19 protein-coding genes are annotated in these 20,933 nt (G+C 74.1%); 5 read left to right on the forward strand and 14 right to left on the reverse strand.

The annotated features are described in order from the left end of the window. The first annotated feature begins 302 nt into the window (after window positions 1-302). The 5 genes from ACERM0_RS01845 to ACERM0_RS01865 are packed head-to-tail and all read left to right on the forward strand — an operon-like array spanning window position 303 to window position 4,973. Window positions 303-1,136 carry a UbiA family prenyltransferase gene (locus ACERM0_RS01845; RefSeq protein WP_373676787.1) on the forward strand — a complete coding sequence of 278 codons (834 nt, stop codon included), beginning with the start codon at window positions 303-305 and terminating at the stop codon, window positions 1,134-1,136. After that, window positions 1,133-2,284: a geranylgeranyl reductase family protein gene (locus tag ACERM0_RS01850; RefSeq protein WP_373676788.1), complete on the forward strand. Its 1,152-nt coding sequence runs from the start codon at window positions 1,133-1,135 to the stop codon at window positions 2,282-2,284. The genes ACERM0_RS01845 and ACERM0_RS01850 overlap by 4 nt, the downstream gene beginning before the upstream one ends. Window positions 2,285-2,314: 30 nt before the next feature. Further along, complete coding sequence (locus ACERM0_RS01855) at window positions 2,315-3,403, forward strand: type III polyketide synthase (RefSeq protein WP_373676789.1); 1,089 nt, start codon at window positions 2,315-2,317, stop codon at window positions 3,401-3,403. Then, window positions 3,400-3,951, forward strand: a complete 552-nt coding sequence (locus ACERM0_RS01860) for an isoprenylcysteine carboxyl methyltransferase family protein (RefSeq protein WP_373676790.1) — start codon at window positions 3,400-3,402, stop codon at window positions 3,949-3,951. The genes ACERM0_RS01855 and ACERM0_RS01860 overlap by 4 nt, the downstream gene beginning before the upstream one ends. Then, the gene (locus ACERM0_RS01865; protein ID WP_373676791.1) at window positions 3,948-4,973 is read left to right on the forward strand and encodes an NAD(P)/FAD-dependent oxidoreductase; all 1,026 of its coding nucleotides are present in this window, start codon (window positions 3,948-3,950) and stop codon (window positions 4,971-4,973) included. The genes ACERM0_RS01860 and ACERM0_RS01865 overlap by 4 nt, the downstream gene beginning before the upstream one ends. 124 nt (window positions 4,974-5,097) lie before the next feature. Here ACERM0_RS01865 and ACERM0_RS01870 read toward each other — a convergent pair whose 3' ends face one another. The 14 genes from ACERM0_RS01870 to ACERM0_RS01935 all read right to left on the reverse strand — a co-directional run bounded on the left by ACERM0_RS01870 (window position 5,098) and on the right by ACERM0_RS01935 (window position 20,895). Then, a complete protein-coding gene (locus tag ACERM0_RS01870; protein ID WP_373676792.1) occupies window positions 5,098-5,847 on the reverse strand; it encodes a cell division protein FtsQ/DivIB in 750 nt (249 codons plus the stop codon). Continuing rightward, window positions 5,844-6,815: a UDP-N-acetylmuramate dehydrogenase gene (murB, locus tag ACERM0_RS01875; RefSeq protein ID WP_373676793.1), complete on the reverse strand. Its 972-nt coding sequence runs from the start codon at window positions 6,813-6,815 to the stop codon at window positions 5,844-5,846. The genes ACERM0_RS01870 and murB overlap by 4 nt, the downstream gene beginning before the upstream one ends. Then, window positions 6,815-8,179, reverse strand: coding sequence for a UDP-N-acetylmuramate--L-alanine ligase (gene murC / locus ACERM0_RS01880; RefSeq protein ID WP_373676795.1), 1,365 nt, complete (start codon window positions 8,177-8,179; stop codon window positions 6,815-6,817). Before murC ends, murB begins: the two co-directional genes overlap by 1 nt. A 57-nt stretch (window positions 8,180-8,236) precedes the next feature. Continuing rightward, window positions 8,237-9,367, reverse strand: coding sequence for an undecaprenyldiphospho-muramoylpentapeptide beta-N-acetylglucosaminyltransferase (gene murG, locus ACERM0_RS01885; RefSeq protein WP_373676796.1), 1,131 nt, complete (start codon window positions 9,365-9,367; stop codon window positions 8,237-8,239). Beyond that, a complete protein-coding gene (gene ftsW, locus ACERM0_RS01890) occupies window positions 9,364-10,629 on the reverse strand; it encodes a putative lipid II flippase FtsW (RefSeq protein ID WP_373676797.1) in 1,266 nt (421 codons plus the stop codon). The genes murG and ftsW overlap by 4 nt, the downstream gene beginning before the upstream one ends. Then, the gene (gene murD, locus ACERM0_RS01895) at window positions 10,626-12,035 is read right to left on the reverse strand and encodes a UDP-N-acetylmuramoyl-L-alanine--D-glutamate ligase (protein WP_373676799.1); all 1,410 of its coding nucleotides are present in this window, start codon (window positions 12,033-12,035) and stop codon (window positions 10,626-10,628) included. Before murD ends, ftsW begins: the two co-directional genes overlap by 4 nt. Then, window positions 12,032-13,066, reverse strand: a complete 1,035-nt coding sequence (gene mraY, locus ACERM0_RS01900) for a phospho-N-acetylmuramoyl-pentapeptide-transferase (RefSeq protein ID WP_373676800.1) — start codon at window positions 13,064-13,066, stop codon at window positions 12,032-12,034. The genes murD and mraY overlap by 4 nt, the downstream gene beginning before the upstream one ends. Next, window positions 13,063-14,490, reverse strand: coding sequence for a UDP-N-acetylmuramoyl-tripeptide--D-alanyl-D-alanine ligase (murF, locus tag ACERM0_RS01905; RefSeq protein ID WP_373676801.1), 1,428 nt, complete (start codon window positions 14,488-14,490; stop codon window positions 13,063-13,065). The genes mraY and murF overlap by 4 nt, the downstream gene beginning before the upstream one ends. A gap of 5 nt (window positions 14,491-14,495) precedes the next feature. Next, window positions 14,496-15,968: a UDP-N-acetylmuramoyl-L-alanyl-D-glutamate--2,6-diaminopimelate ligase gene (locus tag ACERM0_RS01910; RefSeq protein WP_373676802.1), complete on the reverse strand. Its 1,473-nt coding sequence runs from the start codon at window positions 15,966-15,968 to the stop codon at window positions 14,496-14,498. A gap of 207 nt (window positions 15,969-16,175) precedes the next feature. Then, entirely contained in the window at window positions 16,176-18,089 is a 1,914-nt protein-coding gene (locus ACERM0_RS01915; RefSeq protein WP_373676803.1) for a peptidoglycan D,D-transpeptidase FtsI family protein, read from the reverse strand. Further along, window positions 18,090-18,524: a hypothetical protein gene (locus ACERM0_RS01920; RefSeq protein ID WP_373676804.1), complete on the reverse strand. Its 435-nt coding sequence runs from the start codon at window positions 18,522-18,524 to the stop codon at window positions 18,090-18,092. Window positions 18,525-18,526: 2 nt separating this feature from the next. Further along, the gene (rsmH, locus tag ACERM0_RS01925) at window positions 18,527-19,489 is read right to left on the reverse strand and encodes a 16S rRNA (cytosine(1402)-N(4))-methyltransferase RsmH (protein WP_373676805.1); all 963 of its coding nucleotides are present in this window, start codon (window positions 19,487-19,489) and stop codon (window positions 18,527-18,529) included. 11 nt (window positions 19,490-19,500) lie between these two features. Then, a complete protein-coding gene (mraZ, locus tag ACERM0_RS01930; protein ID WP_373676806.1) occupies window positions 19,501-19,926 on the reverse strand; it encodes a division/cell wall cluster transcriptional repressor MraZ in 426 nt (141 codons plus the stop codon). Window positions 19,927-20,286: 360 nt separating this feature from the next. Further along, the gene (locus tag ACERM0_RS01935) at window positions 20,287-20,895 is read right to left on the reverse strand and encodes a TetR/AcrR family transcriptional regulator (protein WP_373676807.1); all 609 of its coding nucleotides are present in this window, start codon (window positions 20,893-20,895) and stop codon (window positions 20,287-20,289) included. Between the last annotated feature and the right edge of the window lie 38 nt (window positions 20,896-20,933).

Here is a 20,933-nt window from a genome sequence, read left to right on the forward strand (position 1 = left end):
GACCCGAGCAAGCAACCGGCACCGCGGCGAGCCGTCGTCGCGGTCGCCGCCCGTTCACCGCTCGGCAACCGCACGCCGGGAACTCGTCGGTCAGGAGCTGCACGACGTTGGGCCCCTCTGAGCCCTTCCCGTGCCACACGATCGTCCGTACGGGCGGCCATCCCTCACGGTGGTCCGACGCGCCCGCCCATGGTGTGCTGGAGGGGGCCCGCTCCGGTCATCTGGCCCTTCCCCACTTCTCCGGACGTCGGCACGGTGTCGGAGGGTCGTCCCGAGACAGGAGAAGCCGTGAGGACCGCGCGGTGACCACCGGCGCTGGAGCAGCCCGCCCCACGGTCGCGGTCCCGCTGCTCCGTGCCGCGCACGTCGGACCGTCGGTCGCGGTCACGACCATCGTGGCGCTGTTGGCCCTCGCCCTCGGCCTGCCCGGCCGCCAGGCCGCCCTCGTGGTCTTGGCCGTGTTCACCGGCCAGCTGACCGTCGGCTGGGGCAACGACCTCGTCGACGTCGACCGGGACCGCGCGGCCGGCCGAGCGGACAAACCGCTGGCGAACGGTGAGCTGACGCCCTCCTTCGTGCGACGCTGCCTGGTCGTCGCGGCTGCCGCCTGTGTGGTGCTGTCCCTGCTCGCGGGTTGGCGCAGCGGGGCGACCCACCTGGTGGTCCTCGTCGCCTTCGCGCACCCGTACAACCTCTACTTCAAGGCGACGGCCTGGTCGTGGCTCCCGTACGCCGTGGCGTTCGGCTCGCTCCCCGCCATCGCCAGCCTGGCGAATCGCCCGCCCCACTGGCCACCGACGTGGATGGTCGTCGCGGCCGCCATGCTCGGCGTCGCCGCCCACTTCCTCAATGCGCTGCCGGACTTCGACGACGACGCCGCCACGGGCGTGCGCGGGCTCCCACACCGATGGGGTGCCGCCCGGAGTCGCAACGTCGCCACGGCGTTGCTGGTGCTCGCCTCGGTGGTCGCGGTCCTCGGCCCCGCCGGCGCGCCGCCGACCTGGGTATGGGCGGTCCTTGCCCTCGTGGTCGCGCTCGCTGCCGTCGCGCGGTTCGGCAACGGCAAGGCGCCGTTCTACGCCGCGGTCACGATCGCGCTGGTCGACGTCGCGCTGCTCGCGATGGTGGCCGCATGACGGCCTGGGACCTGGCGGTGGTGGGCAGCGGACCAGCCGGATCCGCCACCGCGATCGGCGCGCTGCGCGTGGACCCCTCGCTCCGGGTGGCGCTGCTCGACCGCGCCGAGTTCCCGCGCGACAAGCCGTGCGGCGACGGCATCGCCCCGCAGGTCATCGACCTCCTCGAGGACGCCGGCGTCACGGGGATCGTCGACGGTCATGTGCCGGTGCCTCGACTGCGGCTGGACCGGGGCTCGGCCGGCGTCGACCGGAAGATGGTGCGACCGACCTGGGTGATCCCGCGAACGGTCTTCGACCAGCGCCTGGTCGAGGCGGCGCAAGCAGCCGGCGCGACGCTGCGCCGGCACCGGGTCCGCGAGCTCTCCCAGAGCTGTTCGGTGCTGCTGGACGGCGCGGTGGAGGCGCGGACCGTCGTCGGGGCGGACGGTGCGAACTCGACCGTCCGACGGGCCATCGGGATGACGCCGGGGCCGATGGCGGTCGCGATCCGCGGCTACTCCCCCACCCCTTCGATCCGTCCCAACGCGCAGGTCGTGGTCTTCGACACGGCACGGCAGCCGGCGTACGCCTGGTCCTTCGATCGCGGCGACGGCCTGGCAAACGTCGGGTACGGCGAGCTGCTCGGCCACCGGCACGACCGGCCCGCCAAGGCCCAGTTGCTCGAGCGGCTCGACACCCTGCTGCCAGGTGCGACCGACGGCGGTACCGGCTGGAGGGGCCACCAGCTGCCCCTGTCGACGGGACGCTGGCGTCCACCCACCGGGCCGATACTGCTGGCTGGCGACGCCGCCGGGCTGGTGAACCCGATGACCGGCGAGGGCATCTACTACGCCGTCGCCACCGGACTCGCCGCGGGTCGAGCCGCTGCCGAGGCACTGAACGCGGGCGAACCCTCGAGCGCCGGAGCACGCTACGCCAGGGCCGCCGAGCGGCTGCTCGACGTCCACCTCCGCCACGTCGCGGCGGCCGCGTGGCTCTGCCGGCACGGCAGCGTGATCGACGCGGGACTGCGCGCATCCGCCGCCGACCAACGGGTCTTCGACGACCTGGTCGAACTCGGGCTGGCGCGAGGCCGCATCACCCCCACCATCGTCCGTGGCCTCGTCCGTGAGCTGGCAGGCGCCACCCGGGGCCGGCGCCCCTGACCGCCGGAACGACATCGAGGAGACACCCGCATGCGAATCGTGAGCGTCCAGGGGGTCCTCCCCGAGTACCGGTATCCCCAGGCGGAGATCACCCATGCCTTCACGCACGCGCTGCTGCGCAGCACCGTGGACGAGCGGATCGTGCAGCGTCTGCACGCGAACGCCCGGGTCCGGACGCGGCATCTGGCGCTGCCGCTGGAGCGCTACGCCGAGTTGGTCGACTTCACCGAGTCCAACAACGTCTTCATCGACGCCGGCGTCGAGCTGGGCGCCCGGGCCGTCACCGACGCGCTGAAGGCCGTCGGGCTCACCCCGCAGGACGTGGATCTCATCGTCTCCGCGACGGTCACCGGCCTCGCCGTCCCGTCTCTCGATGCACGCGTCGCCGCTCTGATCGGGATGCGCCCTGACGTCGTCCGCCTCCCCCTGGTCGGGCTGGGCTGCGTCGCCGGCGCCGCCGGCGTGGCGCGGCTGCACGACTACCTGCGCGGACATCCCGGCCACGTGGCGGTGCTCATGGCGGTCGAGCTGTGCTCGCTGACCCTCCAGCGCGACGACGCCTCGATGCCGAACCTGGTCGCCAGCGGGTTGTTCGGCGACGGCGCGGCGGCGGTCGTCGCGGTCGGCGCCGACCGAGCCCGCGAGTTCGCCGACACGCCCGCCGTGCCCCAGCCGGACGTGCTGGCCGCACGAAGCCGGCTCTACCCCGATTCCGAACGCACGATGGGCTGGGACGTCGGCACGACCGGGCTGAAGATCGTCCTGGACAGCAGCGTGCCGGTGATCGTGAAGCGGTACGTCGGGGACGACGTCCGGGCGTTCCTCGCCGACTGCGGCCTGAGGACGGACGACATCGAGTGGTATGTCGCGCATCCCGGCGGCCCGAAGGTGCTCGAGGCCTTGCAGGAGACGCTCGGGCTCGACCGCGAGGCGCTCCAGGTGACCTGGGACTCCCTGGCCCGGATCGGCAACCTGTCCTCGGCGTCCGTGCTGCACGTGCTGGCCGACACCCTCCGTGAGCGGCCGCCGAGGCCGGGTTCCTACGGCCTGATGCTCGCCATGGGCCCCGGCTTCTGTTCCGAACTCGTGCTGCTCCGGGCGCCGGAGGCGGCCGCATGACCTGGTTCACCCTGCTGATCGTCGCCGTCGGTCTGGAGCGACTCGCCGAGTTGGTGGTGTCCAAGCGCAACGCGGCGTGGAGCTTCGCGCGGGGCGGTGTCGAATCGGGACAGCGGCACTACCTCGTGATGGTGGTGCTGCACACCGGCCTGCTGGTCGGCGCACTGGTCGAGGTGTGGCTCCGGCAGCCACCCTTCCTCCCGGTCCTCGGCTGGACGATGCTCGCGCTGGTGCTGGCCGCCCAGGCGCTTCGGTGGTGGTGCATCACCACGCTCGGCCACCAGTGGAACACCCGGGTGATCGTCGTACCCGGGCTGCGACGGGTCACCAGGGGCCCGTACCGGTTCATGGACCACCCCAACTACGTCGCCGTCGTCGTCGAGGGCTTCGCACTCCCGCTCGTCCACTCCGCCTGGGTCACGGCGCTCTTGTTCACGCTCTGCAACGCCGTGCTGCTGGCGGTCCGCATCCGGGTCGAGAACCGGGCCTTGACCTCGATGAGCACGGCGGCACCCGCCGGACCGCCGTCCGCGGACGTGACGCGATGAAGGACCTGCTCGTGGTCGGCGGCGGCCCCGCGGGGCTGGCCAGTGCGCTCTACGCCGCCCGTGCCGGCCTGGACGTGACCGTGTGGGACAAGCGCGCCGGCATCATCGACAAGGCCTGTGGGGAGGGGCTGATGCCCGGCGCGGTCACCGCGCTCGGAGACGTGGGGGTCGCGCCGGCCGGCGAGGACCTCGTCGGGATCCGCTACCTCGCGGGCCACCGCACGGTCGAGGCAGCATTCCGCAGCGGGCTCGGTCGCGGTGTCCGTCGCACGACCCTGCACGCCGCGATGCGGTCCGCGACCCAGGCCGCCGGGATCCCGCTCGAGCAGCGGTGTGCCAGGGAGGTCCTGCCGAGCCCTGACGGTGTCGTGGTGGACGGGCAGCGCTTCCGCTACGTCGTCGCCGCCGACGGGCTCCACTCGCCGGTCCGGCGCCGGCTCGGACTCGACGGGCGACCCTCGCCTCGCCGGCGCTACGGCGTACGACGTCACTACCGGCTCGCGCCCTGGACGTCGTACGTGGAAGTGCACTGGGCCGAGTCGGTCGAGGCCTACGTCACGCCCGTGGCCGCCGACGTCGTCGGGGTCGCCCTGCTCACGTCCGTTCGCGGCTCGTTCGACGACCATCTGACCCGGTTCCCGTCCCTGCGCGGGCGGCTGCGTGACGCCGCGCCCCTCGGCGACGTCCGGGGAGCCGGGCCGCTGCGACAACGGTCCCGGTCCCGGGTGGCCGGGCGGGTGCTGCTCGTCGGGGACGCCGGCGGCTACGTCGACGCCCTCACCGGTGAGGGTGTGGCGATGGCCGTGACGCAGGCCCGTGCGGCCGTTGCCGCGATCCTCGATCACGACCCGATGCGCTACGAACACGACTGGCACACCATCACGCGGCGGTACCGCTGGCTGACGTCCTGCCTGCTGGGCGCCACCCGGTGGAATCCCGTTCGACGGCGGTTGGTCCCGACGGCCGAGCGGCTGCCGGTGGCGTTCTCGGCGGCGGTCAACGCCCTGGCGAGACCGGCGTGACCGCGGAGCCGATCAGCGGCGACGGTGCGATCGGCCCACGGCCCGGCTCGCCGCGACGCCAGCAGACCGAGGTCGAGGCGGGCGTGGCCCGATCATCACCCGACGTCTCGCCCCGCCGATGACCTCAGGGCGGGGTGACCACCGGTGAGGAGGGCGCGCGGACGTCGATGGCCTCCACCTCGGTGTCGCCGAGGTCCTCGAGCACGGCGCCCAGGGAGCGGACCTTCTCGTCGACGCGCTCGGCGCGCCCGAAGCGCACCGTCACCCCGGACGCCAGGCGCAGGTCGAGCTCATCGGGCCCGGACGCGTCGTAGCGCACCACCTCGGCGCGCAGCGGGCCGGACAGCTCACGCCACGCGCGGTGGGCGTTGGCCAGGGCCGGCTGGGCGGTGACGTCCTCCCCCGGCGCCGGCGGAGCCTCGTCGACGCGGATCTGCGGCAGGCCGCGGAGGTTGCCCTCGGCCACGACCACGCCGTCGCGGTCGACCAGGACACGCTCGTCGCCGTGGCGCACGTTGAGGGCGGGCACGCGCTCGGCGACCCGGATCTCGACCGTCAACGGGTCCACGCGTCGCGCGCTCGCGTCGCGTACCAGCGGCAGCCGCTCGACCCGGTCCTCGGCCGCTCCCAGCCCGAGCCGCAGCGTCGAGGTGCCCAGCGGCAGGTCGGCGGCCGCGACCACCTCCTCGACGCTCAGCCGCTGCGTGCCGACCACCTGGACCTCCTCGAGGCCGACGAGGTCGCTGCGCTCGACCACCACCAGGGCGACGACGATGGCCAGCAACACCGCGAGGACGATCGTGCGCCGGAGGCGGTGGCGTCGACGCTGGTCGCGGACCTGCCGCCGCCGTTCGGCGATCCGCTCGTCGATCACGGTTCCAGTCCCCCGTCGTCGAAGTCCCCGAGCATCGCCACCTCGGGCCGTAGCCGGACGCCGAACTGCTGCTCGACCCGCCGGCGTACCTCGCGGATCAGGCCGCGGACGTCCGCCGCGCCGGCCCCCGGCGTGGTGACGATGAAGTTGGCGTGGCGGTCGCTGATGCGTGCCCCGCCGATCACGAGCTGTTTGCCCCCCACCGCCTCGACCAGCCGGCCCGCGCTGTCGCCGGGCGGGTTGGTGAACACCGAGCCGCAGTTGGGCTCGTTCAACGGCTGGTGCTCGCGGCGCCAGGCGCGGATCTCGCGGATCTCGGCCTTCAGCTCCTCGGTCGAGCCCGACTCCAGCGCCAGCGTCGCGTCGACCACCACGGCGTCGTCGGGCAGTGCGGAGTGCCGGTAGGTGAGCCCGAGAGCCGCCACCGGCCACGTCTCGCGGGTGCCGCTGGACAGGCGCACGACGTCGACCTCGACGAGGTGGTCGGCCATCTCGCCGCCGTGCGCGCCGGCGTTCATCCGCACCGCGCCGCCCAGGGTGCCGGGCACGGCGCAGGCCCACGCGAAGCCGCCGAAGCCGGCCTCGGCGACCCGCACGGCCAGGGCGGGCAGCGGCTCGGCCGCGCCCGCGCGCACGCGACCGTCGCCGGTCTCCAGGCCACGGAACCCGCGCCCGAGCTGCACGGCGACGCCCGGCCAGCCGGCGTCGGCGATCAGCAGGTTGGAGCCGCGACCGACGACCGCCCACGGCACGCCGTGGGCCCGGCAGGCGGCGCCGACGGCAGCGAGGTCGGCGTCGCGTTCGGCGACGACGAGCGCGCGGGCGGGTCCGCCGACGCGCAGGGTCGTCAGCTCGGCCAGCGAGGCCCGCGCGCGAACCTCGCCGACGACCTCGCCGCGCAGCTCGGCGACCAGCGGGTCGGTGCTCGGCGCGGCCTCGAGACCGGTCCGGGAGGGTGACGCCGCCATCAGTTGCTGCCGAGCCGGGCGAGCAGGGCCGGACCGACCTGGGTCACGTCGCCGGCGCCGGTGGTCAGCACGAGGTCCCCGGGGCGGACCTGCTCGACGAGTGCGTCGACGACGTCGACGAGGTGCGGCTGGTACAGGACCTTCGCGCCAGCCGCCTCGGCCGCGTCGGCCACCAGCCGCCCGGTAACCCCCGGCACGGGCGACTCGCTGGAGGCGTACACGTCGGTCACGACGACGAGGTCGGCGGCCGCCGCCGCGCGTCCGAGTTCCGCGCCCAGCACCTGCGTGCGCGAGTAGCGATGTGGCTGCACGACGACCACGACCCGGTCCGCGGCGGTCGAGCGGGCGGCGGCGAGCGTCGCCCGCAGCTCGGTCGGGTGGTGGGCGTAGTCGTCGACCACCTCGACGTCGTTGACGGTGCCCAGGCGCTGGAAGCGGCGGGCCGCGCCGGTGAAGCGGGTGAGGCCGTCGGCGGCGGCCTGCAGGTCCACGCCGACCCAGTCGCACACGGCCAGCGCGGCCGCCGCGTTCAGGGCGTTGTGGCGGCCCGGCACGTTGAGGCGCATCGTGCAGACCGGCTCGCCGTCCCGGCGTACCTGGTGGACGCCGTCGTCGCCGAGCAGCAGCCGCAGACCGGCGCGCGGGTCGGTCCCGTAGGTGACCACCGGGCCGGCGATCTGGTCGGCGAGCGCCAGGCTGCCGGGGTCGTCGGCACACAGGATCGCCGGTGCGTCCTCGGATCGGCGCGCGAGGAAGTCCCGGAACGCCGCGACGACGTCCGCCTCGTCACGGAACTCGTCGGGGTGGTCGTGTTCGAGGTTCGTCACGACCGCGAGGTCCGGGCGGAAGTAAAGGAAGGACCGGTCCGACTCGTCCGCCTCGGCGACGAACAGGCCGTCGCTGCCGCCGTGGGCGTTGGTGCCGCTCTCGTTGAGCGAGCCGCCGATCGCGAAGCTCGGGTCCTTGCCGGCGGCCTGCAGGGCGACCACGGCCATCGAGGTGGTGGTGGTCTTGCCGTGGGTCCCGGCGATCAGCACGGCACGCTCGTCGGCCATCAGCGCGGCGAGCATCTCTGCACGGCGCAGCACGTGCAGGCCGCGCGCGCGGGCCGCCTCGACCTCGGGGTTGTCGCGCGGGACCGCGGACGAGATGACGATCACCTCGGCGTCCACGAGGTTGTCCGCACGGTGCCCGACCTCCACGCGCGCACCGAGCATGCGCAGTTCGCCCACGGCCCGGCCCTCCTGCAGGTCCGAACCGGACACGGTGTGGCCGCGCTGCAGCAGGATGCGGGCGATGCCCGACATGCCGGCACCGCCGATGCCCACGAGATGTACCCGTCGCGGCGTGTCCAGCAGCGTCATCGCGGAAGACTCCTTGGCTCGTCGTGCGGGTTGCGGGAGGGGCGCCGGTCGGTCCTGTCAGCGGGCGGCGCGGTCGAGTTGCTCGAGGACCAGCCTGGCGACGTTCGCCGCGGCGTCTGGCCGTCCGAAGGCCCGCGACGCGGCGGCCATGCGGCCACCCCGGTCGGGGTCGGTCAGCAGGGGTTCGGCCGCCGCGACCAGCGCGGCGCCGTCGAGCTCGGCGTCCTCCACGACCACCGCACCGCCGGTCTGCTCGAGCGCGCGAGCGTTGGCGGTCTGGTGGTCGCCGGTGGCATGAGGATAGGGAACCAGCACGGCCGGAAGACCGAGCACGGTCAGCTCGGCGATCGAGGTGGCACCCGCGCGGCAGACCACGACGTCGGCGGCGGCGTAGGCCCGCGCCATGTCGTCGATGAAGTCCAGCACCTCGACGCGGATGCCCGGCCGGGCCGCGCGTGCGGACTCCCAGGCGGCGACGGCCTCGTCGTGGAGGCCGCGGCCCGCGGCGTGCAGGATCTGCAGCGAGTCCACGCCCCAGCGCCCGTGGGCCTCGGTGACGGCCCGGTTGAGCGATCGGGCACCCTGGCTGCCACCGAACACGAGCAGCGTCGGGACGACCGGATCGAGCCCGAATGCTTCGCGCGCGTCGGCACGCTGCGCGTCCCGGTCGAGGTGGAGCAGGTCCTCACGGACCGGGTCACCCGTGACCGCGCAACGTTCGGGGTGCGGGAACCGGTCCGCCGAGCCGGGGAACGTGACGGCCACGCGATCGGCCCAACGGGCGGCGATCCGGTTGGTCAGGCCGGGGACGGCGTTCTGCTCGTGGATGACCAGCGGCAGGCCGAGCCGCTTGGCGGCGCGGTCGAGCGGGAACGACACGTAGCCGCCGAAGGTCGCGACCGCGGCGGCCTGCTCCTCCCGGGCGATCCGCTCGCACTCCCGGACGGCCGCCCGCACGGCGAAGGGGACCTTGAACAGCGCCGGCGACGGCCGCCGCGGGACCGACACGGCCGCGATCTCGTGCATGCGGAAGCCGGCTTCCGGGACCAGCCGCGCCTCGAGCCGGTCGGGCACGCCGACGAACACGGGGTTCACGTCGGCCTGGCGGGCGAGTTCCTTGGCGACGGCGATGGCGGGGAAGACGTGACCGGCGGTGCCGCCGCCGGCCACGAGCACGGTCCGGGTCATGAGTGGTCTCCGGCACGGTGGATCAGGCGGGGCGCGGCCCCCGCCGACCGCAGGCGGCTCACCGGTGGCGGCGTCGCGCGCGCGATGCTGACGAGGAGGCCGAGGGCCACGAGCGTCGAGACCAGCGAGGACCCACCCACGCTGACCAGCGGCAGCGTCACGCCGGTGATCGGCAGCAGACCGGTCACCGTGCCGATGTTGATGAGCGCCTGGCCGACGATCCATGCCGTGACACCGAAGGCGACGGTGCGGCCGAAGCCCTCCGCGGCGGCGTAGGCCACGCGCAGGCCGAGGTAGAGCACCGCGGCGAACAGGCCCAGCACGAACGTGGCGCCGACGAGCCCGAGCTCCTCCCCGATGATGGCGAAGATGAAGTCCGTCTCCGGGTTGGGCACGAAGTTCCACTTCGCGCGCGACGAGCCCAGGCCGACGCCGAACGTGCCGCCCTCGCCCAGCGCGAACAACGCCTGCATGAGCTGATAGCCGGTGCCCAGCGGGTCGGCCTCGGGGTCGAGCCAGCCCGTCACGCGCCGCAACCGGTAGGGCGCCACCACGGCCAGCGCGGCGATGGCCGCCAGCGCCGCGATGCTGGCGATGCCGACGTACTTGCCCGGCAGCCCCTCGACCCACAGCACGGCGCCCACGATCAGGCCGAGCAGGATCGTGGTGCCCAGGTCGGGCTGGGCGAGCACGAGCACCGCCAGCAGGATCAGCAGCGGGATGGCCGGCACGTTGAGGTGCGACGGCCGGTGCAGCGTGCCGTCCTTGGGCCGCTTGCGCTCCAGCACGTCCGCGAGCCAGACGAGCGCCGCGAGCTTGGCGATCTCCGAGGGTTGGATCACGAGCGGTCCGAACCCGAGCCAGCGGGTGGACCCGAAGCGGGTGATGCCGACGCCCGGGACCAGGACGAGCACCAGCCCGACGAGCGAGCCGATCATCAGCGGCCAGGCGATCCGGCGCCACACGCGGTGGTCGAGGTTGGCCACCAGCACGAAGGCCGGCACGCCGATCGATGCCCACACCAGCTGCCGTCGGAAGACGCCGAACGGGTCGCCGGCCTCGGCCGCGTCGACGATGCTGGCCGAGTAGCTCATGACCAGCCCGACCAGCAGCAGCACGATCGTGACGACGGTCAGCCCCGTCGCGTCGCCGTTCCAGGCGCCCGGCCGCCACTGCTCGCGCCACTGACCGAACCGGCCCCGTGCGTCGGTGTCCCTCGCCGGCCTCGTCGACGTCCGCCGCCTGCCCTGCCGCACGCTCATGCCTCTCCTCCGTGACCGCCCTCGGGCGCGGTCGTGGGGCGCAAGGCTTGCACGGCGGCGGCGAATCTCTCGCCACGTTCTGCATAACCGGCGAACTGGTCGAACGAGGCGCAGGCCGGCGCGAGCAGCACGGTGTCTCCCGGACGGGCCTGCCGGGCGGCCGCGACGACGGCGTCCTCGATCGAGTCGGCGATCTGCGCGGGGACACCGGCGCCCGCGCAGACACCAGCCAGCTCCTCTGCCGCGGTGCCGATCAGCACGGCGTGACGCACGGCGCCGAGGTCGGCGGCCAGCGCCGAGAGGTCCACGCCCTTGGCCAGTCCCCCGGCGACCCAGACGATCGAGGGCGCGGAGTGCAGTGCGGCCGCCGCGGCGTGGACGTTGGTGGCCTTGGAGTCGTCGACGTAGCGCACCCCGTCGAGCTCCGCGACCAGTTCGAGGCGGTGGCGGCCGGGGTGGTAGGCGCGGGCGGCCCCGGCGACGGCGTCGGCCGGGACGCCGGCGAGCAGCGCGGCCGCCGCGGCCGCGGCCACGTTGGCGCGGTGGTGGGGGGCGTCCAGCGGCAGCTCGTCGAGTGCGACGACGCGTCCGTGGAAGGCAGGCGTGTCCGCGACCAGCGCACCGTCGCGGACGCCGACGCCGTGGCCGTCGACGGCTCCGGCGCCGTCGAAGTGCGCGCGCCCCGCCGGCGCGAGACGTTCGGCCAGTTGTCGGGTCAGTGGGTCCCGGGCGTTGGCGACCGCCCAGTCACCCGGCTGCTGGGCGTGCCACAGCCGCGCCTTGGCCTCGCCGTACGCGGCCAGGCTGGGGTGCCAGTCGAGGTGGTCGGCGGCGAGGTTGAGCAGCACCCCCACCTCGGGACGCAACTGCTGCACGAACCGCAGCTGGAAGGAGGACAGCTCGGCCACGAGGACGGCGTCGGCGGGCGCCTCGGCGGCGGCCGCGGTGAACGGGACACCGATGTTGCCGCACGTCCGCGCGTCGAGCCCGCCGGCGCGCAGCATGGCGGCCAGCAGCTCGGTGGTGGACGTCTTGCCGTTGGTGCCGGTGACCGCGAGCAGGCGACGTGGGAACAGCCGGGCCCCCAGTTCCGGTTCGCTCCACACCGGCACGTCCAGCTGGTCGGCCCGGACCAGCACCGGGGCGTGTTCCGGCACGCCCGGGGAGGGCACGACCAGATCGGCCCCGTCGACGCGCTGCACCGGCGCGACGCCCAGCGCCACCTCGATGCCGCTGTCGGCCAGTTCCGCGGCGGCCGGGTGGTCCGGCCGGTCGTCGACCATCGTCACGGCGACGCCTGCATCGCGCAGTGCACGGGCGGCGGCGGCGCCCGAGGCACCCAGACCGATGACCAGGGCCCGCTCGACCCCCGCCAATGGCGTGCGTGGCTGGTCGGGCGTGGTCATCCCAGCGGCCCGAAGCGCGACAGGTACTCGGCGTAGAACGAGCCGAGGCCGAGCGCGATCCCGATCCCGGCGATGATCCAGAAGCGCACGATGATCGTGGTCTCCTGCCACCCGAGCAGCTCGAAGTGGTGGTGCATGGGGGCCATGCGAAAGACGCGCTTGCCGCTGGTGCGGAAGACGGCGACCTGCACGATCACCGACAGGGTCTCCAGCACGTACAGCCCGCCGAGCAGGACCAGGAGCACCTGGGTGTTGGTGACGACCGCCACGGCGGCCAGCAGCCCGCCCAGGGCCAACGAGCCGGTGTCACCCATGAAGATGCGGGCCGGTGGGGCGTTGTGCCACAGGAAGCCCGCACAGGCGGCCATGACGGCCGCGACGATGATGGCGACGTCCAGCGCCTCGCCTGCGTCCATGGGATAGGCGAACGGGTTGCGGAACTGCCAGAACGCGATGAGCGTGTAGGCCCCGAAGATCAGCGCGCCGGAGCCGGCGGCCAGGCCGTCGAGCCCGTCGGTGAGGTTGACGGCGTTGGACGCCCCCGCCAGCAGCAGGAACATCCAGAAGAAGAACGCCCAGTTCGGCAGCTGCAACTCGATGGCACCCACCACCGAGACGTTGGTCGGCAGGTCCGCCAACGCCGGCCCGGCGAACGCGAACACGGCCGCGATGATGGCCTGGCCGAGGAACTTGGTGGTCTTGTTGAGGCCGAGGTTGCGGCGCATGCGCAGCTTGATGAAGTCGTCGGCGAACCCGACGGCGGCCATGCCGACGAACACGAACATCACCAGCCAACCGGCGCTGGTGAACGACACCGAGGTCATGTGCGCGACGAGGAAGCCGACCAGCGCCGCCAGCACGATGGCGGTGCCGCCCATGGTCGGGGTGCCGGCCTTCGCGTGGTGCGCCTCGGGGCCCTCCTCGCGGATGAACTGGCCGAAGCCGCGCTCGCGGAAGTAGCTGATGACCAGCGGCGTGCCGGCCAGGGCAGCGATCAGGGCGATCGTGCCCGAGATGAGGATGGCGATCACGGCAGGTGGGCCTCCGTGTCGGAGTCGTCCCCCCGTACCGGTGCGTCGCCCGGACCCGTCGAGGTCCGGTGGGCGACCAGACCGTCGGCCACGCGCTCGAGCCCGCCCACGCGGGACGCCTTGACGAGCACGACGTCGCCGTCGTCGGCAGCGTCCAGCAGGTGCTTCAGCGCCGCGTCGGCGTCGGCGACCTCGTGGATGCGGTCGAGCGGCAGGCCGGCCTCGCGGGCGCCCTCGGCGATGCCGGCGGCGTCCTCGCCGACGACCACCAGGTCGTCGAGCCCCAACTCGGCGCACCGACGGCCGACGACGACGTGCTCGGCGTGATGGTCGTCGCCGATCTCCGCCATGACGCCGAGGACGGCGTGGGTCCGCCCGGTGCGCTCGACGGCCACCAGCGTGTCCAGCGCGGCGGCCACGGAGGTCGGGTTGGCGTTGTAGGCGTCGTTGACGACGACCACCCCGCCAGCGTCGACCACCTCGCCGCGCCAGCGGCTGACGGGTGCGGCGGCCAGGGCGGCCGCGGCGGCATCGAGGTCGACCCCGAGGTGGCCGGCGACGGCCAGTGCGAGCAGCGCGTTGCCGATGTGGTGGCGCCCGGCGATGGGCAGGGTGATCTGGGTGCGGCCCCACGGCGTGACGGCGGTGGCGCTCGGGCGGGCGTGGCGGTCGAGGACCACGTCGACGGCGTGGACGTCGGCGCTGGGGTCGTCCAGCGCCACGCCGATGACGGCCGGCGCGTGGGGCGCCATCGCGGCGACGCGCGGATCGGCGACGTTCAGCACGGCGGTGCCGTCGTCGCCCAGCGCCTCGACCAGCTCCCGCTTCGCGATCGCGATCTGCTCGATGGTGCCGAAGATCTCCAGGTGGACGCCGGCGACCGCCGTGACGATCGACACGTCGGGTGCGGCCAGCGGGGCCAGCTCGGCGATGTCACCGACGTGGCGGGCGCCGATCTCCGTGACCAGCGCCTGGGTGTCCTCGGCCAGCCCCAGGAGCGTGAGCGGCACGCCGAGCTCGTTGTTGAACGAGCCCTGGGCCGCGACCGTGCGGCGCTGAGAACCCAGCGCGGCGGCGGTGAAGTCCTTGACGGTGGTCTTGCCGACCGAGCCCGTGACGGCCACCGTGACGGGGTCGACCCGGCGGCGCACCTCGCCGGCCAGCGCACGGAGGGCCTGCCAGGTGTCGGCGACGCGGATCTGTGGGACGTCCAGTTCCAGGGGTCGCGAGACCAGCAGCGCCCCGGCGCCCTGCGCGAGCGCACCGGCGGCGTGGTCGTGCCCGTCGGCCTGCTCGCCCGGCAGCGCCACGAACAACGCGCCCGGGCTCAGCTGCCGTGAGTCGGTGCCGACCGCGCTCACCTGCCGCGTGCCGTCACCGGTGAGTTGCCCGCCAACGGCGCGGGCGACTTCCTCGAGGGTCATCCGGATCACGTCGTCACTCCGATCAGCAGCTCGCGGGCGACCTCCCGGTCGTCGAAGGGCAGCGTCCGGTCGGCGAACTCCTGCCCCGTCTCGTGGCCCTTGCCGGCGATGACCACCACGTCCCCCGGACGCGCGAGCGCGAGCGCCTGCCCGATGGCGGCGCGCCGGTCGAGCTCCCCGTACACCTCGGCCGTGGCACCGTCGGCGACCGCCCGCCGTGCGCCGGCGACGACCGCGTCCAGGATGGCGGCGGGCTCCTCGGTGCGGGGGTTGTCGGACGTCAGGACCGCGACGTCCGCGGTCGCGGCCGCCGCGCCCATCGGCCCACGCTTCTCCCGGTCGCGGTCGCCACCCGCGCCCAACACGACCAGCACCCTCCGGCCCGGCTCGAGCAGCCGACGGACGGTGAGCACGACCTGCTCGACGGCGTCGGGCGTGTGGGCGTAGTCGACGAGGACCGTGAAGGGCTGGCCGACGTCCACGCGCTCCAGCCGGCCCGGCGCCCCGGGACAGGCGGCGATCCCGGCGGCCGCCGCCTCGACGGGCACGCCGGCGGCGACGGCGGCCACCAGCCCGGTGGCGGCGTTGGTCAGGTTGAACCGGCCGGGGAACCGCGTGGCCACCTCGACGTCCAGGCCGGCGCCGACCAGGCGGGCACGGGAGCCGCCGACGTCGGCGTGCTCGGCCACGATGCGCACGTCGGCGTCCTCGTCGCGGCCGACCGTGGTGACCGGCACCTCGCTGCGCTCGAGCAGGCGGCGTGCCCACGGGCCGTCGAGGTGGACGACGCCCTGTTCGGCGAACTCGCGCGTGAACAGGCGCGCCTTGGCCTGGAAGTAGGCCTCCATCGTCCCGTGCCAGTCGAGGTGGTCCTGGGTGAGGTTGGTCCAGACGGCGACCGTGAAGCGGGTGCCGTCGACGCGGTGGAGGTCGAGGCCGTGCGACGACACCTCCATCGCGACCGCGTCGGCCCCCTGGTCGTGCATGCGCCGCAGCAGCCGCTGCAGGTCCGGCCCCTCGGGGGTGGTGCGCACGCCCGGCTGGGCCTCGCCGTGGATGCGCGTCTCCACGGTGCCGATCACCCCGGTCCCCTGCCCGGCGGCCGCGAAGGCCGCCTCCAGCAGGTAGGCGGTGGTGGTCTTGCCGTTCGTGCCGGTCACGCCGACGACCGTCAGTTCCTGCGAGGGCCGGCCGTGCACGACCGCGGCGGCCGGCCCGGCCGCCGCCCGCACGGAGGGCACCAGCACCTGCGGCGCCGGCACGTCGAGCCAGCGCTCCACCAGCAGCGCCGACGCGCCCTGGGCGACGGCCTGCGGCGCGTGGTCGTGACCGTCGGCCGTGGCGCCCCGGATGGCACAGAACAGCCACCCGTCGCCGACCTGACGGCTGTCGTGGGTCGCGTCCACCAGGGCCACGTCGTCGCCACGGAGTTCCGCCTCGGGGAGGGCAGCGGCCACGTCGGACAGGTACGCCGTCACGGAAACGGTTCCTCGGAGCGCTCGAAGGGGGGCGGACGTCGGTCGTGCCGACGGAGCCGCGTCAGGCGCGGCGACGACCCCTCGCCTCGGGCCCGGGTCGGGCACCGAGCGAGAGGCGGGATGCACGGCGACGCGGGAGCCTAACGCCGTCGCGGAGCCCGTCGGTGCACCCCGCAACGGTCGCTCGGCCGTGCCACCGCCCACCGGTCAGTCGCCGACGGGGTCGCCGACCGGCGGAGAGCCCGGATCGTCGGGGGGCAGCGGCGGATCCTCGGTCGCGGCGGCGGCCTCCGCCGCCGCGAGGCGGGCCTCGTCGATGGCGTCGTCGAGGCTGCGCGAACCGCCGTCGGGCACCACCCGGCGTGCGGACAGCGCGGCACCCATCACCTCGCTGAAGACGGGCGCGGCCACCAGGCCGCCGTAGAAGGGCCGCGGCTCGTCGACCATGACCGCCACGACGATCTCGGGCGACTCCACCGGCGCGAAACCGACGAACGTGGCGATGTACTCGCCCGAGTAGCCGCGCGAGTCGGCGCTGGGCTTGCGGGCCGTGCCGGTCTTGCCGGCGGCGGTGTAACCCGGCACGGCGGCGCGGTTGCCGGTGCCGTGCTCGCCGCTGACGACCCGCTCCAGCATCGCCCGGACCTGGGCGGCGGTGTCGGCCGAGACGACCCGTTGCTCGCCGCCGCTGGCGGTCGGCGTCAGACGGCCGTCCTCGCCGACCGTGCCACGCACGATCTTGGGGGTGCGGGCGACGCCGTCGTTGGCCAGCGTGGCGTAGGAGGTGGCGAGCTGCATCAGGGTCACGGCGACACCCTGCCCGATGGAGATCGTCGGCAGCGAGGTGCCCCACCAGTTCTCGGTCGACATCAGCAGCCCGTCGGACTCGCCGGGGAAGCCGACCCCCGTGGACTGGCCGTAGCCGAACGCGCGCAGGTAGTCGTAGAGCCGCTCGGGGCCGAGCTCCTGGGCGAGTTCGATCGTGCCGACGTTGCTGGAGCGCTCCATGATGTCGCCGACCGTCCACGTCTCCCCCGGGTAGGGATGGGTGTCGGTGAACGTCTTGCCGCCGACCCGCACCCCCCGGCTGCTGGGCGTGACGGCGTCGGGATCGACGATGCCCTCCTCCACGGCGGCGGCGATCGTCAGCGCCTTCTGGGTCGAGCCGGGTTCGAACACGTCGGTCACGGCCCGGTTGCGCCAGGTGTCCGGTTCGGTGTTGCCGCGGTCGTTCGGGTCGAAGGTGGGGGTGCTGGCCATCGCGAGCACCTCGAACGACTTCGCGTCCATCACGACCACGCTGGCGCCCTTGGCACCGAACTCCTCGACGACGTCGGCCGCCGACTGCTGGGCGGCGTACTGGATGTCGCGGTCCAGCGTCAGAACCAGGTCGGTCCCGGGCTCGGACGGCGACAGCTCGCGGGTGCCCGAGGTGATGCCGAGCCCGCCGGGCGCCTGTTCGAAGGCCAGCATGCCCGGGCGACCCCGTAGCACGCGGTCGTACTGTGCCTCGAGGCCCTGCAGCCCCTCGCCGTCGATCCCGGTGAACCCGACGATCTGTCCGGCCAGGGGGCCGGCCGGGTACACGCGCTTGGGCTCGCTGAGCACGCCGATGCCGGGCAGGTCCAGGTCGCGGATGCGCTGGCCGAGCTCCCAGTCCAGCTGGCGGCCCAGGTAGACGAAGTGGGCGTCACGTTCCAGCCGGTCGCGGACGTCGGCGACGGAGAGATCGAGCAGCGGCGCCAACTCCTCCGCCGCCGCCTGGCTGTCACCGGCCGCCGGCACGGGTTGGCCGTCCGGAGTCTCGGTGGGCCGGTAGGCCCGCGGGTCGGCGTAGACCGTCGCCGACTGCACGGACGTCGCCAGCACGTCGCCCTCGCGGTCGTAGATGCGCCCGCGGGTAGCCGCGAGGTCCACGATCCGGGCCCGCTGGCGGACGCTGCGGTCGGCGTAGTCCGAGCCCTGGACGACCTGGATGTTCACGAGCTGTCCGAAGGTGAGCAGGAACACCAGGCCGTAGATCAGCAGCAGCCAGCGGATGCGGCGGGTCCCGACGTCACGGGCGGTCCGCTGGACGCGCGGGGCGCCAAGAGCACGGAACCGGCGCGGCTGCTGGGTCATCTAGCGCTCCACCGAGAGGACGGGCTTCAGGGGGTCGGCGGTCCGGCCGGCGCCGTCGAGTTCCGACACGGCGCCATCGGCCGGCAGGTTGCGGGCGAGCTGGACGTGACGGCCGGGCCCGCCGGGGACCAGGCCGAGCTCGGTCGCGGCGGCACGGATGCGGGCCGGGTCCTCCAGTGCCGCGACGTCGGCCACCAGTTGCGCGTAGACCCGCTCGGCCTCGTCGACCCGCCGGTCGAGCTCACGGGCCTGGACGGCGTCGGCGGCCGCCAGCGCGTTCAGGGTGACGGTCCCGAACACGGCGCCACCGAGCACGGCGATGATCAGCAGCGCGAACAACAGCGTGTGCCGCTTCTGCGGCTCGCCGACCACTTCGAGGTGGCGCTGCGGATCGTCGGTGTGGACGTGCTTGCGGGGGGCGGTGAGGGCGCTCAACGTCAGGACTCCAGGCGGCGGACCACGCGCAGGCGGGCCGCGGTGGCGCGGGGGTTGGCGGCGGCCTCGTCGGGCGACGGCCGCTCGGGACGACGGATCAGGTGCTCGACCTGCGGGGTGCGGCCACAGGCACACACGGGCAGGCCTGGCGGGCAGACGCAGCCGGTGGCCGCGTCGGCGAAGGCGCGCTTGACGGCGCGGTCCTCCAGGGAGTGGTAGCTCAGGACGGCGAAGACGCCGCCGACCGCCAGGCGGTCGAGCGCGACCGGCAGGATCTGCTCCAGCGCGTCGAGCTCACCGTTGACGGCGATGCGCAGCGCCTGGAAGGTCCGGGTGGCGGGGTGGCCGCCGGTGCGGCGTGCCGCCGCGGGGATGGCGTTTCGGACCACCTCGGCCAGCTCGACCGTGCGCGACAGGGGACGTGCCGCCACCACGGCACGCGCGATGCGGTCGGCGAAACGCTCGTCGCCGTAACGGCGCAGGATCCGCGCCAGTTCGCGGGCATCGAGGTCGTTGACCAGGTCGGCGGCCGTGCGCGGCAGGTCCGGGTCCATCCGCATGTCGAGCGGCCCGTCCTGGCGGTAGCTGAAGCCGCGCTCGGCCTCGTCGACGTGCATGGAGGAGATGCCCAGGTCGAGGAAGACGCCCGCGACCCGGTCGATGCCGAGGTCGTCGAGCACCTCGGCGATCCCGTCGAAGCGCGTGCGGACCAGGTGCACCTCGACGGCCCCGCCGACCTCGGCCAGGTGGGCCCGCGCCAACGCGAGCGCGTGCGGGTCGCGGTCGAGGCCGACCAGCGTGGCGTGGCCGTACCGATCGGCACGGGCCTGCAGCACGGCGGCCGCGTGGCCGGCCGCGCCGAGCGTGCCGTCGACGTACACGCCGTCGGGCGCGTCCGCGAACAGCGCGACGACCCGGTCGAGCAGGACCGGGACGTGAGGGGCGCCGTCGCGTGGCTGGGTCATGGGGCTCGCGATCATGTGAAGGTGAACGGGGCGTCGAGGCTGGCGAACGCCTCCTCGGCCGCTTCGCGGTACTGGTCCCAGGTCGCGCGGTCCCAGATCTCGACCTTCTCGTCCGCACCGTTGACGGTGAGGTCCTTGTCGAGTCCGGCGTAGGTGCGCAGCCGCGGCGGGATGGTGACGCGGCCCTGGGCGTCGGGCTTCTCCTCGTGGGCGCCAGCGAGGAACACGCGCAGGTAGGCCCGTGCCCGCTGGTCCTCGCGGGGCACGGCACGCAGTTCCTCGACCCGGCGCTCGAAGGCGGTCAGGGGGTAGACGTCGATGCAGCGGTCCTGCGAGGGAGCGAAGACCAGGCCGCTGGAGAGCCGCTCACGGAAGCGCGCGGGCAGGATCACGCGCCCCTTGGCGTCCAGCGTGTGCTGGTGCTCTCCGAGGAACAACCCCGTCCCTGCCTGTTCGTTGCCTCGTGCTCCCCCGGCCGGGAAAGCCCTCCACTTCGCGCCACTCTACGTCACCCGGACACCAGTCGGCAACGACCCGGGTCACGAAAGCGCAGGTCATCGCCGACTTCTGGCCGACCTCGCCCGACGGTGGTCGGCCCGCCGCCGGGCTGGCGAGCGGACGGCCTGGATCGGGCGAACGCGGCGAAACGCCGAGTCGGTCGCACGGAGTGGCGCGAAGTGGCGCGCCCGCGTGGCGCGAAGTGGCGCGCCCTCGCGCCGAGACGGTTGCGTGCATCCGGGCGCGCACGGGCGGCGGGTCCGGATGCACGCACGACTCGCGGGTGGCGAGGTCGTGCGTCAGGCGGTGGGGTCCATCAGCCGCAGCAGACCGCCGAACCAGATCGACGACAGGGTCCGCACCACCGAGGCGCGCTGTGCCTCGTCGTCGGTCGTCATGCCCTGGGTCGCGTAGCCCTCCACCATGGCGACCAGCGCGGCGGCGGCCACCTCGGCGTCGTGCGGGGTGGCGTCCAGGGCCGGGGCGAGGTTCTCCGCCACCCGTTCGACGTAGCCGACCCGGACCTCTCGGAGCCGGTCGCGGAAGTGCTTGTCGTGGGCGCTGGCCTCCAGCCAGGTGCGCACCACGTCGGCGTGCTGGGAGAACACGTCGACGAAGCGGTCGATGACCGCGGCGATGGTGGCGAGGACGTCGGGGCCCTCCCACGGCTCGTCGACCACCGACTGCAGCTGCCCGGCCGTCTCCTCGATCAGGGCGTCGAGCACGGCCGCCTTGTTCTCGAAGTACGTGTAGAAGGTGCCGTGGCTGACGCCGGCCCGGGCGACGACGTCCTCGACCCGCGCCGCCGCGTAGCCACGCTCTGCGAACACCGCGCGGGCGGCCTCGCGCAGACGCGCGGCCGTGCGTTCGCCGCGGGTCGTGCGCGGCGCGACGGGCTCGCCGGTCACGGCCTCTCCTGGTTCACCGGTGCGGGCACCGTAGTGGC

The organism is Egicoccus sp. AB-alg2, assembly GCF_041821065.1.
GTDB lineage: Bacteria > Actinomycetota > Nitriliruptoria > Nitriliruptorales > Nitriliruptoraceae > Egicoccus.

What these genes read in the sequence shown, in the direction of transcription:
- ftsW (WP_373676797.1), bottom strand. Translation starts at nt 10,629, where the DNA reads ATGAGCGTGCGGCAGGGCAGGCGGCGGACGTCGACGAGGCCGGCGAGG.
- murF (WP_373676801.1), bottom strand. Translation starts at nt 14,490, where the DNA reads ATGACCCTCGAGGAAGTCGCCCGCGCCGTTGGCGGGCAACTCACCGGT.
- ACERM0_RS01860 (WP_373676790.1), top strand. Translation starts at nt 3,400, where the DNA reads ATGACCTGGTTCACCCTGCTGATCGTCGCCGTCGGTCTGGAGCGACTC.
- murC (WP_373676795.1), bottom strand. Translation starts at nt 8,179, where the DNA reads ATGACGCTGCTGGACACGCCGCGACGGGTACATCTCGTGGGCATCGGC.
- murB (WP_373676793.1), bottom strand. Translation starts at nt 6,815, where the DNA reads ATGGCGGCGTCACCCTCCCGGACCGGTCTCGAGGCCGCGCCGAGCACC.
- murG (WP_373676796.1), bottom strand. Translation starts at nt 9,367, where the DNA reads ATGACCCGGACCGTGCTCGTGGCCGGCGGCGGCACCGCCGGTCACGTC.
- ACERM0_RS01865 (WP_373676791.1), top strand. Translation starts at nt 3,948, where the DNA reads ATGAAGGACCTGCTCGTGGTCGGCGGCGGCCCCGCGGGGCTGGCCAGT.
- rsmH (WP_373676805.1), bottom strand. Translation starts at nt 19,489, where the DNA reads ATGACCCAGCCACGCGACGGCGCCCCTCACGTCCCGGTCCTGCTCGAC.
- ACERM0_RS01850 (WP_373676788.1), top strand. Translation starts at nt 1,133, where the DNA reads ATGACGGCCTGGGACCTGGCGGTGGTGGGCAGCGGACCAGCCGGATCC.
- ACERM0_RS01915 (WP_373676803.1), bottom strand. Translation starts at nt 18,089, where the DNA reads ATGACCCAGCAGCCGCGCCGGTTCCGTGCTCTTGGCGCCCCGCGCGTC.
- ACERM0_RS01855 (WP_373676789.1), top strand. Translation starts at nt 2,315, where the DNA reads ATGCGAATCGTGAGCGTCCAGGGGGTCCTCCCCGAGTACCGGTATCCC.
- murD (WP_373676799.1), bottom strand. Translation starts at nt 12,035, where the DNA reads ATGACCACGCCCGACCAGCCACGCACGCCATTGGCGGGGGTCGAGCGG.